Raw genomic sequence first — 14,381 nt, forward strand, 5'->3', positions numbered from 1 at the left:
ATGCGTTTGAACGACTTGTCTCCAGCACCAGGCCACAAGCACAGCGCCAAGCGCGTTGGTCGCGGTATTGGTAGCGGAATTGGTAAGACCGGTGGCCGCGGCCACAAAGGTCAGAAAGCGCGTTCCGGCGGCAGTGTTCGTCCGGGCTTCGAAGGCGGTCAGATGCCTTTGCAGAAGCGTCTTCCTAAGTACGGTTTCACCGCTCGTGTTTCTCGCTTTACCGCAGAAGTACGTCTGGCTGAGCTGGCGAAGGTAGAAAATGACGTAATCGATTTGGCAGCGCTTAAGAATGCCGATATCATCGGCAGCCATATTAAACGCGCCAAAGTGTTCCTCTCAGGTGAGCTGACCAAAGCTGTTACCGTTAAGGGTCTGGGAGTTACCAAAGGTGCAAAGGCAGCGATTGAAGCTGCTGGCGGTAAAATAGAAGACTAATCGAGGCGCCAATGGCACGACCAGGATCCGGTGGAAATCCCCTGGGCAACAGCAAGGGATTGGGCGAGCTTTGGGCTCGCCTTCGTTTTCTGTTTCTAGCGATTCTTGTTTATCGACTGGGGACACATATTCCGGTGCCCGGCATTGATCCGGAAAAGCTGTCAAACCTGTTTAACCAGAACCAGGGAACCATCCTTGGCCTGTTTAACATGTTTTCAGGCGGCGCCCTGGAAAGGATGAGTATTCTGGCGCTGGGCATCATGCCCTACATCTCCGCGTCCATCATCATGCAGTTGATGAGCGCGGTGACTCCCTCTCTGGAAGCGTTGAAGAAGGAAGGGGAGGCCGGAAGACGTAAGATCAACCAGTATACCCGCTATCTGACGGTAATACTGGCCCTGATTCAGGGGGTCGGTATGACTTTCGGCCTGGCAGGGCAGAACCTGGCTTACTCATCTGAGCCCGCGTTTGGTTTTTACTTTGTGGCGGTAACGTCACTGGTGACTGGTGCTGTATTTATGATGTGGCTCGGTGAGCAGATCACTGAGCGCGGTGTTGGCAACGGCATTTCCATGCTGATTTTTGCCGGTATCGTCGCCGGTTTACCCGGTGCCATCGGCCAGGCATTTGAACAGGCGAGACAGGGTGAGCTGCACATACTCATGCTGTTGATGATTGGCGTCATCGCTCTTGCTGTAGTGTTCTTTGTGGTTGTTATGGAACGCGGCCAGCGCCGCATTACGATCAATCACGCCAGGCGCCAAGCGGGACGTTACTCTGCAGCTCCAGCTGCACAGGCGAGCCACTTGCCGCTGAAGGTAAACATGGCCGGTGTAATTCCGGTAATCTTTGCCAGCAGTATCCTGTTGTTCCCGGCCACACTGGCACAGTGGTTTGGTCAGGGCGGGGAAGGTCTCGGTGCAGAGATCCTGCAGTGGATGGCGTTGCAGCTTGGACCAGGGCAACCGCTGAACATTATTCTGTTCGCACTGTTGATTGGTTTCTTCTGTTTCTTCTACACGGCGTTGATGTTCAACCCGAATGAAGTTGCGGATAACCTGAAAAAGTCCGGTGCTTATGTGCCAGGTATTCGCCCTGGAGAGCAGACGGCCCGCTATATCGATAGCGTGCTGACTCGCCTCACTCTGGTGGGTGCTGTATACATCGCACTGGTATCCCTGCTGCCGCAGTTCCTGGTGGTTGGGTTTAACGTTCCCTTCTATCTGGGGGGTACCTCACTGCTGATCGTTGTAGTCGTAGTGATGGACTTTATGGCACAGGTACAATCGCATCTGCTGTCGCACCAGTACGAGGGTTTGATGAAAAAATCTAACCTGCAAAGCTACGGTCGTCGCTAGGGCGTCGCCTGCTCGCAGTTTGATTGAATTGAGGTAAGGTCATGAAAGTACGCGCTTCTGTAAAAAAGATCTGCCGTAACTGCAAAATCGTGCGTCGCAAGGGTGTTCTGCGGGTAATCTGCAGCGCTGAGCCACGTCACAAGCAGCGTCAAGGCTAAGAAGGGGCCAGCCCCTTGCGGAGAGCGCCCACAGGGCGCCTCTGTAAAAGCTGGAAAAATTCGCTACTCGATACAGCCCCGTATCGAATGGCAACACCCCGGGAAGTTTTTTGGGGTGGGAAGTTAGCAACAGCAAACTTCCAACTGGGGGCGTTGACTGTCGTCTTCATCCGCTTCGGGGGACCGATGCGGACGTTGGCTATTGCAAATTAGTGTCTGAAAAGCTATTCTTGCGCGCCTTTTTGGTGGCGCCGCCGGTTTTTTAGTCGCTGTCAGCGCCGAAATCAAAGTAGAGTCACATACTTAATATAAAGCAGTGACTCCAATACGTGGAGTACGCCTCTATGGCACGTATTGCTGGTGTCAATGTACCAGACCACAAGCACGCCGTAATCTCCCTGACCCACATTTATGGGGTTGGTCGCACTACGGCTAAGTCTATTTTGGCAGCGGTTGGTATCGCTGAATCCACCAAAATCCGCGAACTGTCTGAAGAGCAGATCGAAACCATCCGTGGTGAAGTTGCAAAACTGACCGTGGAAGGCGACCTGCGCCGTGAAATATCCATGAACATCAAGCGTTTGATGGATCTGGGTTGTTATCGCGGTCTGCGTCACCGTCGCAGCTTGCCGCTGCGTGGTCAGCGCACCAAGACCAATGCTCGCACCCGTAAGGGTCCGCGCAAGCCGATTCGCAAGTAAGCCTTAACTAAAAGGCGCGAAATCGCGGTTCAAGATGCCCCGTCCGGCTAATCGCCGAGGGGATTTGATACAGGATTTAGGATACTGGTATGGCTAAGCCAAAAACTACTGTTCGCAAAAAGGTCAAAAAGACCGTTGTCGACGGTATTGCCCACATCCACGCATCGTTCAACAACACGATCGTGACGATCACTGATCGCCAGGGTAATACCCTCAGCTGGGCCACCGCAGGTGGATCTGGCTTCCGTGGCTCGCGTAAGAGCACCCCGTTTGCAGCCCAGGTTGCCGCTGAGCGCGCAGGTACTGCAGCTCAGGAATACGGCCTGAAAAACCTCGACGTAGAAGTTAAGGGCCCTGGCCCCGGTCGCGAATCTGCCGTTCGTGCACTGAACAACTGCGGCTACAAGATCACCAACATCACCGACGTGACGCCTATCCCGCATAACGGATGTCGTCCACCTAAAAAGCGTCGCGTGTAAGAGGGGGCTGACAAAATGGCACGTTATATTGGACCAAAATGTAAACTGTCCCGTCGTGAAGGGACTGACCTGCAGCTGAAGAGTGGTGTTCGTCCGCACGACTCCAAGTGTCGCGCAGAATCCAAACCCGGTCAGCACGGCGCTGGTCGCGGTCGTCTGTCCGACTACGGTATTCAGCTGCGTGAAAAGCAAAAAGTTCGTCGTATCTACGGCGTACTGGAAAAGCAGTTCCGTAACTACTATAAGGAAGCAGCACGTCTGAAGGGCGCTACAGGTGAAAACCTGCTGCAACTTCTCGAGCAGCGTCTGGACAACGTGGTTTACCGCATGGGCTTCGGCTCAACTCGCTCTGAAGCGCGTCAGCTGGTTTCCCACAAAGCGATTCTTGTAAACGGCACTACCGTTAACATCCCTTCTTTCCAGGTTAAAGAAGGCGACGTTATCGCTGTACGTGAGAAAGCCAAGAAGCAGCTGCGTATCCAGAATTCCGTTTCCCTCGCTGCCCAGCGTGGCGATGTCGAGTGGGTAGACGTAAACGCGAGCAAACTGGAAGGCACTTTCAAGCGCACTCCGGATCGTGTCGATCTGCCGGCAGAGATCAACGAAAACCTTATCGTGGAACTGTACTCCAAGTAACAATAAGTCCACTTTAAGGAATGCAACTGTAAACAGGTATGGCTATGCAGACTGCTGTCAACGAGTTTTTGACACCGCGTCGTATTGACGTCACCGAGTACAATCCGAATCACGCCAAAGTGATTTTGGAGCCCCTGGAGCGTGGCTTTGGCCACACTCTTGGCAATGCGCTGCGTCGCATCCTGCTGTCCTCCATGCCGGGCTGCGCCGTCACCGAGGTGGAAATCGAAGGTGTCGAGCACGAGTACAGCGCGATCGAAGGTGTGCAGGAAGATGTAATTGAAATCCTGCTCAACCTGAAAGAAATCGCCGTTGTTATGCACGGTAAGGATCAGGCGGTATTGAGCCTGAGCAAAAAGGGCCCAGGTGCGGTGACTGCTGGAGATATCCAGGTAGATCACGACATCGAGATCGTTAATCCTGAGCACGTGATCGCCAATATTACTGGTGATGTCGAGCTCAACCTGCGTCTCACTGTAGCGCGCGGTCGCGGCTACCAGCCCGCCGATGCTCGTCGTGGCGAGGAAGAGGAAAGCCGTGCAATTGGCCGTCTGCAGCTGGATGCTTCATACAGCCCAGTGCGTCGCGTTTCCTACAGCGTGGAAAGCGCGCGTGTAGAACAGCGCACTGACCTGGATAAGCTGGTTCTGGATCTGGAGACCAACGGTACCCTGGACCCGGAAGAGGCTATTCGTCGCGCCGCCACTATTCTGCAGCAACAGCTCGCAGTATTTGTGGACCTGGAAGGCGAGAAGGATGCACAGCCGAAGGCTGAAGAGCCTGAAGTTGATCCGGTACTACTGCGCCCGGTAGACGACCTGGAGTTGACTGTACGTTCGGCGAACTGTCTGAAGGCAGAGAATATTTACTACATCGGTGATCTGATTCAGCGCACTGAAGTAGAACTGCTGAAGACGCCGAATCTTGGTAAGAAGTCTCTGACTGAAATCAAGGACGTACTGGCTTCCCGTGGTTTGTCCCTGGGTATGCGCCTGGAAAACTGGCCGCCGGCCAGCCTGAAAGGCGACAGCAAGTTAAGCCCCCTGTAAGCATTTGGTAGTCGCGACGGTGTCGTGATTAGTAGAAAGAACCCGAGCGGTGCTACAGCTTAGCGCGACACCGCTCCAGAACGACCTGCTGTGACAGCAACTTAGGTCGTAAGGAATTGAGTCATGCGTCATCGCTATAGTGGCCGTAAATTCAGCCGCACGAGCGCTCACCGCAAGGCCATGTTCAAGAACATGAGCGCCTCTCTGGTGGAGCACGAACTGATCAAAACCACACTGGCCAAAGCCAAAGAACTGCGCCGCGTTGCCGAGCCGCTGATCACTCTGGCTAAGAAAGACAGTGTTGCTAACCGCCGTCTGGCTTTCGCTCGTATCCGTGATAAGGATGCTGTGCGCAAGCTGTTCGACGAGCTGGGTCCTCGTTACGAAGCCCGTCCTGGTGGTTACATCCGTATCATGAAGTGTGGTTTCCGCGCTGGTGATAAGGCGCCGATGGCATACGTTGAGCTGGTAGACCGTCCTCAAATAGAAGACGAAGCTGCTGAAGCTTAAGCGTTATTAGCCATAGCGCTACGGAAGGCCGGTCTTTGACCGGCCTTTTTTTTGCCATAAGGAGATTTTTGTATGTCTTTTGAGCAACTGTTAAAGAGTTTGAATCCCGAGATTGTGGGCAGCTTAAAGCGGGCCATTGAACTTGGAAAATGGCCTAATGGTGTTGCGCTATCCCCTGAGCAGCGCAGCCTCTGCGCAGAAGCGGTTTCCAATTGGGAGTCCGCAAACCTTCCGCGGGAGCAGCAGGTAGGCTATGTGGCGCCGAAGACCAAGGATGAGCCCTGTGTAGGAAAAAAAGACGATGAGCAAGCTGTTAACTGGGTTGGCTAGCTAATCAGTCTGTAAGATATTGGCACTTTATTCATTGGTGAGGGCGTTATTTTCTTTCATGCTCTCCCAATTCTCTGCTTAGATAGTTACCGACAGACAAATACATAATTTCTAATTTGCTCGGTAACTAATTATGAAAAAGCTGATTTTGCTTGCCGGAGCAGTAACGCTCGCCGTTGTAGGGGTTGATCACTACGATATTGATGTGCGCTCAAGTGTGACCAAGGTGCGCGAGATGATAGAGCCGCTAAAAGATGATAGTGAATTAGTAAAGAATATTTCTGACAGCATACCCTGGTCCCAGCTGGAACATGCGGAGGTCGAAGAGTTGTTAAATCATCCTCGGGTTCAGGCTTATCTGGACCGTGAGAATGTTAAGCAGGCGCTCAAGGACTACTTTGCAGACCTGGGCAATCTCTCTGGTGAAGAGGCCTGGGATGCAATTGAAAAAATAGAGCGGGAATCGCGTATTACAGGCTATGAAGCGCTTTCAATGAAGTTGGCCTGGCTGGAAAAAAATAGCCTTAACCAGGCAGAGTTCACCCAAAGAGCTGAAGAGCTATTTAATATTTATCGGGATAAAGCGCAAACGGTGATCAGGGATTACGACCCTCATGTCGAGGTTCCGGGCTTTTCCACCTATAAGGATCTTGAGCGCTCGATCGTTGAGGAAGTTCAGCAGATGACGTCCTTTCCCGATGGTATGAGTAGACATGAATACTTACGTAAACGCCTTCAGGACGCCCGTGAGGCGGTATATGGCAGTTAGGCTTTCTATCATTCAGCGCTGCCAGCTAGTTACCGGCAGCGCTGGGGGCATTTTAATTACATAAACAAGCCGATCAGATCATAGAACCAGTTACTATTGTCCTCATAATCTGAAACCTCATCGGTTTCGTATGCCCGAATCATTCCTCCACCGTTATGATTGACGATGTTGTCGAGGAAATCTTTTAATTCAAGCCCGTGCTCGGCAATCTCACCATAGTTTAAATCGATAATGGTTGTGCAGTGGCTCTCGTTCAAGTTGCGGAACATCGGGAAGTAATAGCCCCAGTTACTAGTTTGATCCAGCAGTGGAATCAAATTTTCATGGGTATCTTTCTGCCAGCGCTGTCGCAATTTATTTAAACGGGAGTCTGCATCGGGATCATTATAAATATCCTCATAAAATCTCTCGTAGGAGTACGATGAAAAATTCCCGTCAGCAAGAAAGTGCGTAATACCCAATCGATCTGAGGGGAATTTATTGGAAAGCGCAGCATAAAGTGAGGCTAGCTGATTGGCTTCGAATCCCGGTGTTATGGCTTTTAACATAGTGATGGGATTTTCCGAGCTTTCATCGCTATCGGCGGTATAGGTAGTCCAAGAGCGCAGCACTTCTTTATGTAGCGGTAATGAGGGATATTGGGTGCTGTCACTCCCGTCTAAAGGTGCCTGATAGAGAGGGCCTGAATCATCGAGGAGATAGCCATAATCGACATTCATATCCTCGCGCAATTTTGAATAATTAAACAGGGCACCAATACTGCCTGCACTACAACCCGCAGCGAGCATCTGCTTCGGTTTTTGCAAATTATTTTTCACCCAGGAAGTAACTGCCTGAACGTTGCGTAATCCATTGTGGTGCCAGATAAGGTCGGGGTTCTCGCCAGTAGTGTCCTCGTATATTTCAGTTTTATCGCCTACGTAGATATCCCCAGTGCAGTATGGCACGTAAACCATATTCCACTCGCCAGTTTTATACTGGTCGTAGGGATGATGTGTATAAATCAAAGGGGATACGCCAGCGGTAGTAAGATTCTCGAAATTTGTAAAATCTAACAAGTGCACATTGCTTAGGTAATCATCGGGAATGCCATTGGGGTTGCGAGCCCCGCGAATACCAGCTTGTCCTGAGCAGCTTTCATAGTCCCAGCATGCCCCACCACCCTCGAAATAGAAAATGGTGTTACTGGTATCTGGAACACGGTGAACAAAGAACTTATAGGGTGATCCATTCCCACACATGGCACCTGTACTGGTAGGTACATCAATTTTTTGCCAGGTGTTGTAGTCGCCAGGATCAAAATCATCATTAAAACTGGGGTCATCCATAGTTAGTGGATACATCCCCTCAGCTTGCTGCGAGGTGACTGGCGCATCGGCATTGGGTGGATCAAACAAATGCTTTAGGGTAGTCCAGAAGTTGTAATCACCCGGTTCTGCATTTGCATGCGCTGTGATAAGTAGAGAACTCGCTAAGAGTATTGAAATAAAACCGCGGAGAATTTTTATCATTATTAATCCCCTTAAGGTATTGTGTGTTTTCTCTTTGGAATGTGCTTTGTTGATCCTGAAATAATTGTTTGGAGATTTATTTGCTCCCTATAGATAATCAACTTGCACGCTAGTCCAAATCGCTGTTTGGGTAAAACCCAATGAGGTTAGTTAATAATGATGTTTTGGTCTAGAAAGATATGAGGGGAAACTTGCCGGTCACAGAATTTCTGTAATATTTTTTCTTTTTTTGTTCAAAAATATTCCATTTAAATTTTTAATAAAATTATTTTGTCTATTTTGGCGTAATTTTTATTCTCTACTTTATGCTGTTATTTTTGAGCATTAAATAGTTCTGTATCTGATAATGTTTATGCTTGTATTAAAGGGATAGTGCCTCCCTGTGATTAAGATTCAGGCTCTGTTGGAGTTTTTTAATTAGGTCTTGTTTCTTTTTGAAAATTTCACGCGATTCTTCAATGCTTATTTCTTGAAATGTGATTTTGTTTTTTGGGGCTAGCTGACCCAGGCGATGAAGTTCCGATTTTATAATATGGCCTATTCGGGGGTACCCGCCAATAGTCTGTCCCTCAATAAAGGAAATAATAGGATTGGCATCGGGTGGTACTTGAATGCTGCCGGGATAGAGTCCTGCTGATGATAGTTGTGTCTTTCCGTTTGTAATTTTATGAATTGTAGAATTGTTTTTAGTGGATAGACGAATGCCCATACGATTGCTTTGGGTAGAAACCAGATAGGTTGAGCCGTAAAAGTGTTCAATAAATTTCTTGGAAAATAAATTGCTCTCTGGTCCAGCCACTAGTCGTAGCTTTGAATTATGTGAGTAGTGAAGGTGAAACCTTTTATTTAGTACAGATTCTTTTGCGGTGTGGACTTCTTTAAAGTGGATGAATTCGTTAGATGTGATCGGTTTGCCACTATTTGCGCCAAATTTACTTATAACGTGAGTTGCAGAGCTACCTAAGATATTGGGTGCGTCTATCTTGGCAGAAATCGCAAGGTAGGTTCTTGCACCGGAAATAGCTTGAGCTATATCCAAAATATCACCAGGTTTAACCCTATAGGTTCGGAAATTATCAATTGACTCGTTATTTAAGGAGCCTCTGAATTGGCCTCCGGCTATAGCGATAGTGAGATTGCAGAGGAATTCGATTCTAGGGCCGAGCAGGGTGATCTCAAAGGTTGGGTGCCCTAACGGGTTTCCTAATAACAGGTTGGCTATTTTCATCGATAGTGGGTCGGCAGCACCTCCCCATGGAATTCCACAGTGCATCATGCCTGGACGACCCAGGTCCTGAATACTTGTCTGTAGCCCTGCTCGAAGAAAGTGAATACCCATAGACCCTCCTTTTTAGGGTGAGCTACTTTTAGTACTCTGCGAGAGTATATGAAATTGCTGAGAATCTACTGCATAAAATTCAATTTCATCTAAAGGTGCAGCGATAAATGGGGAGGGTTCCGCAGGTTGAAAAAGACTAAGGGGTGTCTGGCCAATAATTTGCCATCCCCCCGGTGTAGCTTGTGGGTAGATGCCTGTTTGTTCTCCACCTATCCCGACAGCGCCTGCGGGAATTCTGGTTCGGGGAGTTTCTTTTCTGGGGCAATATAGCTTTGGGTCAAGTCCGCCAAGGTATAAGAAGCCTGGAGTAAAGCCCAACATATGCACTAAGTAACGTTGTGCGGTATGTCGTTTGATGATTTCCTGTGACGATAATTTGGTATGTTCTGATAATGCCTCAAGGTCTGGAGAAAAGCCTTCTTCGTAGCATACGGGAATACGCACTATGCGTGGTCTACTGGTGAAGGGGGCAGGGTTGTTTAGAAAGTCCTCGGTAGTTTTAGTGAGTAATTGGTATAAGGTTTTGTGATCCCATAGGGAAGGATTGAAAATAACAGTTAAGCACTGGTATGCAGGAATGATATCAATGATACCTGGATGAACTTCATTTAATAGAGCCGCTCTCAAACCGATAATTGTCCGGCTAAGAGCCTTGCATGGTTTGCCGGAAAAGCGGATATCTACTGCACAATCTCCGTTAATGGTAATAGCTAGTGGTATATGGGGGGCTGGGTGTGTCACCGAGCTATACTCACGCCGTTTGCATTGAGATGTTGCTTAAGTTGTCTGGCGATAATGGGTGCTTGGGGATTATCGCCGTGGAGGCAGATGGTATCCACAGAGAATTGTAATTTTTCACCAAGATAATCGTTAAATTCTAAGCCCTTTGCCAAGCAGATAGCCTGCTCTAAGCACTGTTCTGTCTCAGCAATAACAGCACCCGCCATTGAGCGTGGAGCTAGTTGGTTATTACTGAGGTACTGCCTGTCCATAAATCCTTCGCGAATAAATGTTTTATTTTGTTTGGCAGCAGCGAACTGCATGGCAGCGTTGGCTAACCCAATAATTTTCAGTGAAGGATATTCTTTGTCGAGTAGGGTAATAATACTTTTAGCGAGTTCTCTGTTTGACTCTGTATCATTGTAGAGAGCGCCGTGTAGTTTAATATGGTCTAAAGTTGCTCCTAGGCTGCGCGCGATATTTTCTAGTTGGTTTACTTGTGTGCAAAGAGAGTCGAGTAATTTATTTTGAGGAATAACTAGAGATTTGCGGCCAAAATTTTCCCTGTCGGGATAGCTGGGGTGCGCGCCGATTATTAAGCTATTTTTTAGGGCGTTTTCGATTGATCTACCCATGATCTCGGGAGTGCCGGCGTGACCGCCGCAAGCTATATTGCAGCGAGAAATGAACGGCATAATTTGAGCGTCCCTGTCACAGCTGTTTAAATCGGCGCCTTCGCCTAGGTCACAGTTGATATCAATGTGCACATTATTTATCCCTTAAATTGGTATGCTGTATAGAAAGGTGCTGCTGCTAGTTTTACTTTTTATTGTGGGGGCATGATTTTATTTCAGAGGATATTTGTGCGCCTTTCGACTGGTAGCAGTCACCGAGAGGAGAGCAGACGCATAGAGTAACCTCGATATCGTTTCTGATTTCATTCAGTTTGCTCCATAGCTCTTCATTTATCGCTGTCTTTTGTAACAGGAGAAAGGTGAGGGATGATTGTGGGGCAATTATGGCTTGATTCAGTGTTATCTTGTTTAAGCCACTCTGTGCAGCGAGTGTATTTTCGCCCTCTTTTTCCAGCTTAGGTATCGCTTGATACAGCTCGCTTTCCTCCTCCTGGCAACAGGATTTTAACAGGCTGTCCAAACTGGGGTGGGTTTTATCTTTGTATGTAAAGTCAACAGTCTTCAAAACTGCGGGGCCTGCGCCAGCATTGTGTAGAGTGAATATGATGGTAGGTTTTTGTGTTGATGCGTCAAAATTTCCTTGATGAAATTTAACCACCGGCATGGTCATAATTTTTACTTGTTTGTTGGCAGCTTTAGCCTGTAAATAGGTGGCATAAAAGGAGGCGAAAGATATCGTAATTGCGCATAAGGCGATAATCAGATTCAAGCGTTCGCGATTCAAAACTTTCATGGTGTGTCGGACCTGCCGCTTACTCTAATAACAATTGGTAGTGCTGGGTACCGACTCTCAAGCCGGCACCCTTATCACTTTGGCTAACTTAGCATTGGTTTCAGAAAGCGCCCGGTGTGAGAGGCTTTTACCCCTGCAACTTCTTCCGGTGTTCCCGTGGCAATAATCTGTCCGCCGCCGGAGCCGCCTTCAGGGCCAAGATCGATAATCCAGTCGGCGGTTTTGATAACATCCAGGTTGTGTTCGATAACTACGATGGTATTGCCGTGATCGCGCAGGCGGTGCAGAACATCCAACAGTAATTGGATATCGGCAAAGTGCAGGCCGGTAGTCGGTTCGTCGAGGATGTACAGGGTTTGCCCAGTATCCCGTTTGGATAGTTCGCGGGAGAGTTTTACCCGCTGGGCTTCACCACCTGAGAGAGTGGTGGCAGCCTGACCCAGCTTGATATAGGAGAGGCCTACATCCATCAGGGTTTGCAACTTCTTCGCGATTGCAGGCACAGGGTCAAAGAATTCCCGTGCATCTTCCACGGTCATTTCCAATACTTCGTGGATATTCTTGCCCTTGTAGTGCACTTCCAGGGTCTCGCGGTTGTAGCGCTTGCCGTGACAGGTATCACAGGGTACATAGACATCCGGCAAAAAGTGCATTTCTACCTTAATCACCCCGTCACCCTGGCAGGCTTCACAGCGCCCACCCTTGACGTTAAAGCTGAAGCGTCCAGGTTTATAGCCCCGTGAGCGGGCTTCCTGGGTGCCGGCAAACAAGTCGCGAATTGGGGTAAAAATACCGGTGTAAGTTGCTGGGTTTGAGCGAGGAGTGCGCCCGATAGGACTCTGATCAATATCCACGCATTTGTCGAAGTGCTCCAGACCGTGTACTTCTTTATAGGGAGAGGCCTTAAGGGTTGTTGCTTTGTTAAGTGCAGTGGCGGCAAGTGGATAGAGTGTTGTATTAATCAGGGTGGACTTACCAGAGCCGGATACACCGGTTACACAGGTAAATAATCCTACTGGGATCTCCAGATCGACGTCCTGTAAATTATTTCCACTGGCCCCTTCGAGGCGCAACAAATAGTCCGAGTCGGGTACGTAGCGTTCTTCCGGTACGGCAATTTTCTTTTTGCCGGAGAGGTACTGACCGGTTAGGGATTTCTTGCATTTGGCAATTTTATCGGCGGTACCCGCTGCCACGACTTCTCCACCATGGACACCGGCACCGGGGCCAATATCGACGATAAAGTCGGCACTGCGAATGGCATCCTCATCGTGCTCCACCACAATAACCGTGTTGCCGATATCGCGCAGGTGGGTAAGGGTGTTGAGCAGGCGCTCGTTGTCCCGCTGGTGTAGGCCGATAGAGGGCTCGTCGAGAATATACATTACGCCCACGAGGCCGGCGCCGATCTGGCTGGCGAGGCGAATGCGCTGTGCTTCGCCGCCGGAGAGGGTTTCTGCACTGCGGTTTAGGGTCAGGTAATTCAGGCCGACATCGACGAGGAAGCGGAATCGATCGCGCAGCTCTTTGAGAATCTTATCGGCAATCTCTTTCTGGGCGCCTTTAAAAGCCAGCTCATGGTCGAAATACTCGAACGCATCGCCTACAGGCAGCTCAGTAATTTGCGCCAGGGTGCGGTTATCCACAAAGACATGACGGGCCTCGCGGCGCAGGCGGGTACCGTGGCACTCTGGGCATTTTTGTGTACTCAGATACTTGGCTAACTCCTCCCGTACCGATTGGGACTCGGTATCCCGATAGCGGCGTTGGAAGTTGGGGATAATGCCCTCGAAGGTGTGCTGGCGCACGGTGACATCGCCGCGATCATTGACGTAGCTGAAGTCTATCTCTTCGTCGCCACTGCCCTGCAGGATAACCTTGCGGTGGGCTTTGCGTAATTTTTTCCAGGGCTTATCCAGATCGAAACCGTAGTGCTCGGCGAGGGAGTCGAGCATGTGGTAATAGTAAATGTTGCGTCTGTCCCAACCGCGAATGGCGCCTTCGGAAATACTGCTTTCCGAATCGATAATTACCTTGTCTTCATCGAAGAACTGCTTGACGCCCAGGCCGTCACAGCTGGGGCAGGCGCCCGAAGGGTTGTTGAAGGAGAATAGGCGGGGTTCCAGCTCATCCAGTGAGTAGTCACAGACGGGGCAGGCGTGGCGGGCAGAGAAGAGGCGATCTTCCTGGTCTCCATCCATAAAACTGATGGAGGCGATACCGTCGGTGAGATTCAGGGCAGTTTCGAAGGATTCCGCCAAACGCAGTTGCAGGTCCTCACGCACCTTAAAGCGGTCTACCACCACCTCAATGGTGTGCTTGCGGCGCTTATCCAGCTTGGGGGTGTCGTCCAGGTCACAGATAACTCCGTCGATCCGTGCCCGCACAAATCCGTCCCGGCGCAATTGTTCAAATACGTGCTGGTGCTCACCCTTTCGATCGCGAACTACCGGCGCCAGCAACATAATCTTGCTGCCTTCCGGTAAAGCCAGTACCTGATCCACCATCTGGCTGATCGTCTGGGCTTGCAGGGGTTCGTCGTGCTCGGGGCAGCGGGGTTCTCCAACCCGGGCAAACAGCAGCCGCAGGTAGTCATAGATCTCTGTGATGGTGCCGACAGTGGAGCGGGGGTTGTGAGAGGTGGACTTCTGCTCGATTGAAATAGCCGGTGATAGCCCCTCGACGGTATCCACATCCGGCTTTTCCATCATCGACAGGAATTGACGGGCGTAGGTGGAGAGTGATTCCACGTAGCGGCGCTGCCCCTCTGCGTAGAGGGTGTCAAAGGCCAGGGAAGATTTGCCGGAACCGGACAGGCCGGTGATAACGATCAGTTTATCGCGGGGAATGTCCAGATCGATATTCTTCAGGTTGTGGGTGCGAGCACCCCTTACATAAATCGTGTCCACGCTCTACCTATATGCTGCTAATACTGGGCCGGGCCTCGGACTTGCTCCG

The 14,381-nt window shown here is 49.9% G+C and carries 16 protein-coding genes; 10 read left to right on the top strand and 6 right to left on the bottom strand.

Annotated features, from left to right (window positions below):
• The 10 genes from rplO to ACJJI8_RS08880 all read left to right on the top strand — a co-directional run bounded on the left by rplO (position 1) and on the right by ACJJI8_RS08880 (position 6,425).
• Positions 1–435 carry a 50S ribosomal protein L15 gene (gene rplO / locus ACJJI8_RS08835; RefSeq protein WP_282934390.1) on the top strand — a complete coding sequence of 145 codons (435 nt, stop codon included), beginning with the start codon at positions 1–3 and terminating at the stop codon, positions 433–435.
• An 11-nt stretch (positions 436–446) separates the two neighbouring features.
• Positions 447–1,793, top strand: a complete 1,347-nt coding sequence (gene secY, locus ACJJI8_RS08840) for a preprotein translocase subunit SecY (protein WP_444918919.1) — start codon at positions 447–449, stop codon at positions 1,791–1,793.
• Between the two features lie 41 nt (positions 1,794–1,834).
• The gene (gene rpmJ / locus ACJJI8_RS08845; RefSeq protein ID WP_010133825.1) at positions 1,835–1,951 is read left to right on the top strand and encodes a 50S ribosomal protein L36; all 117 of its coding nucleotides are present in this window, start codon (positions 1,835–1,837) and stop codon (positions 1,949–1,951) included.
• A 344-nt stretch (positions 1,952–2,295) separates the two neighbouring features.
• The gene (gene rpsM, locus ACJJI8_RS08850) at positions 2,296–2,652 is read left to right on the top strand and encodes a 30S ribosomal protein S13 (protein WP_282934388.1); all 357 of its coding nucleotides are present in this window, start codon (positions 2,296–2,298) and stop codon (positions 2,650–2,652) included.
• 89 nt (positions 2,653–2,741) lie between these two features.
• Positions 2,742–3,131 (top strand): 30S ribosomal protein S11, encoded by a 390-nt coding sequence (gene rpsK / locus ACJJI8_RS08855; RefSeq protein ID WP_020411406.1) that lies wholly within the window; start codon positions 2,742–2,744, stop codon positions 3,129–3,131.
• 15 nt (positions 3,132–3,146) lie between these two features.
• Positions 3,147–3,767, top strand: coding sequence for a 30S ribosomal protein S4 (gene rpsD / locus ACJJI8_RS08860; RefSeq protein WP_108731669.1), 621 nt, complete (start codon positions 3,147–3,149; stop codon positions 3,765–3,767).
• A 44-nt stretch (positions 3,768–3,811) separates the two neighbouring features.
• Positions 3,812–4,816, top strand: a complete 1,005-nt coding sequence (locus ACJJI8_RS08865) for a DNA-directed RNA polymerase subunit alpha (RefSeq protein WP_282934387.1) — start codon at positions 3,812–3,814, stop codon at positions 4,814–4,816.
• A gap of 123 nt (positions 4,817–4,939) precedes the next feature.
• Entirely contained in the window at positions 4,940–5,326 is a 387-nt protein-coding gene (gene rplQ, locus ACJJI8_RS08870) for a 50S ribosomal protein L17 (protein ID WP_444934812.1), read from the top strand.
• 72 nt (positions 5,327–5,398) lie between these two features.
• Positions 5,399–5,656 carry a YeaC family protein gene (locus ACJJI8_RS08875; RefSeq protein ID WP_413664284.1) on the top strand — a complete coding sequence of 86 codons (258 nt, stop codon included), beginning with the start codon at positions 5,399–5,401 and terminating at the stop codon, positions 5,654–5,656.
• A 133-nt stretch (positions 5,657–5,789) separates the two neighbouring features.
• Positions 5,790–6,425, top strand: a complete 636-nt coding sequence (locus tag ACJJI8_RS08880; RefSeq protein ID WP_444934813.1) for a hypothetical protein — start codon at positions 5,790–5,792, stop codon at positions 6,423–6,425.
• Between the two features lie 56 nt (positions 6,426–6,481).
• Here ACJJI8_RS08880 and ACJJI8_RS08885 read toward each other — a convergent pair whose 3' ends face one another.
• The 6 genes from ACJJI8_RS08885 to uvrA form a co-directional block, all read right to left on the bottom strand.
• Positions 6,482–7,936 (bottom strand): pectin acetylesterase-family hydrolase, encoded by a 1,455-nt coding sequence (locus ACJJI8_RS08885; RefSeq protein ID WP_413664286.1) that lies wholly within the window; start codon positions 7,934–7,936, stop codon positions 6,482–6,484.
• A gap of 361 nt (positions 7,937–8,297) precedes the next feature.
• Positions 8,298–9,275 (bottom strand): 5-oxoprolinase subunit C family protein, encoded by a 978-nt coding sequence (locus tag ACJJI8_RS08890; protein WP_444934814.1) that lies wholly within the window; start codon positions 9,273–9,275, stop codon positions 8,298–8,300.
• Between the two features lie 12 nt (positions 9,276–9,287).
• The gene (pxpB, locus tag ACJJI8_RS08895) at positions 9,288–10,016 is read right to left on the bottom strand and encodes a 5-oxoprolinase subunit PxpB (RefSeq protein ID WP_444934815.1); all 729 of its coding nucleotides are present in this window, start codon (positions 10,014–10,016) and stop codon (positions 9,288–9,290) included.
• Positions 10,013–10,762: a 5-oxoprolinase subunit PxpA gene (gene pxpA, locus ACJJI8_RS08900; protein ID WP_444934816.1), complete on the bottom strand. Its 750-nt coding sequence runs from the start codon at positions 10,760–10,762 to the stop codon at positions 10,013–10,015. Before pxpA ends, pxpB begins: the two co-directional genes overlap by 4 nt.
• A gap of 52 nt (positions 10,763–10,814) precedes the next feature.
• Positions 10,815–11,423, bottom strand: coding sequence for a hypothetical protein (locus tag ACJJI8_RS08905; protein WP_444934817.1), 609 nt, complete (start codon positions 11,421–11,423; stop codon positions 10,815–10,817).
• Between the two features lie 83 nt (positions 11,424–11,506).
• Entirely contained in the window at positions 11,507–14,332 is a 2,826-nt protein-coding gene (gene uvrA / locus ACJJI8_RS08910; RefSeq protein WP_444934818.1) for an excinuclease ABC subunit UvrA, read from the bottom strand.
• Positions 14,333–14,381: the final 49 nt, after the last annotated feature.

The organism is Microbulbifer maximicatervae (SeqCode) (assembly GCF_052467695.1).

What these genes read in the sequence shown, in the direction of transcription:
- rplO (WP_282934390.1), top strand. Translation starts at nt 1, where the DNA reads ATGCGTTTGAACGACTTGTCTCCAGCACCAGGCCACAAGCACAGCGCC.
- secY (WP_444918919.1), top strand. Translation starts at nt 447, where the DNA reads ATGGCACGACCAGGATCCGGTGGAAATCCCCTGGGCAACAGCAAGGGA.
- rpmJ (WP_010133825.1), top strand. Translation starts at nt 1,835, where the DNA reads ATGAAAGTACGCGCTTCTGTAAAAAAGATCTGCCGTAACTGCAAAATC.
- rpsM (WP_282934388.1), top strand. Translation starts at nt 2,296, where the DNA reads ATGGCACGTATTGCTGGTGTCAATGTACCAGACCACAAGCACGCCGTA.
- rpsK (WP_020411406.1), top strand. Translation starts at nt 2,742, where the DNA reads ATGGCTAAGCCAAAAACTACTGTTCGCAAAAAGGTCAAAAAGACCGTT.
- rpsD (WP_108731669.1), top strand. Translation starts at nt 3,147, where the DNA reads ATGGCACGTTATATTGGACCAAAATGTAAACTGTCCCGTCGTGAAGGG.
- ACJJI8_RS08865 (WP_282934387.1), top strand. Translation starts at nt 3,812, where the DNA reads ATGCAGACTGCTGTCAACGAGTTTTTGACACCGCGTCGTATTGACGTC.
- rplQ (WP_444934812.1), top strand. Translation starts at nt 4,940, where the DNA reads ATGCGTCATCGCTATAGTGGCCGTAAATTCAGCCGCACGAGCGCTCAC.
- ACJJI8_RS08875 (WP_413664284.1), top strand. Translation starts at nt 5,399, where the DNA reads ATGTCTTTTGAGCAACTGTTAAAGAGTTTGAATCCCGAGATTGTGGGC.
- ACJJI8_RS08880 (WP_444934813.1), top strand. Translation starts at nt 5,790, where the DNA reads ATGAAAAAGCTGATTTTGCTTGCCGGAGCAGTAACGCTCGCCGTTGTA.
- ACJJI8_RS08885 (WP_413664286.1), bottom strand. Translation starts at nt 7,936, where the DNA reads ATGATAAAAATTCTCCGCGGTTTTATTTCAATACTCTTAGCGAGTTCT.
- ACJJI8_RS08890 (WP_444934814.1), bottom strand. Translation starts at nt 9,275, where the DNA reads ATGGGTATTCACTTTCTTCGAGCAGGGCTACAGACAAGTATTCAGGAC.
- ACJJI8_RS08905 (WP_444934817.1), bottom strand. Translation starts at nt 11,423, where the DNA reads ATGAAAGTTTTGAATCGCGAACGCTTGAATCTGATTATCGCCTTATGC.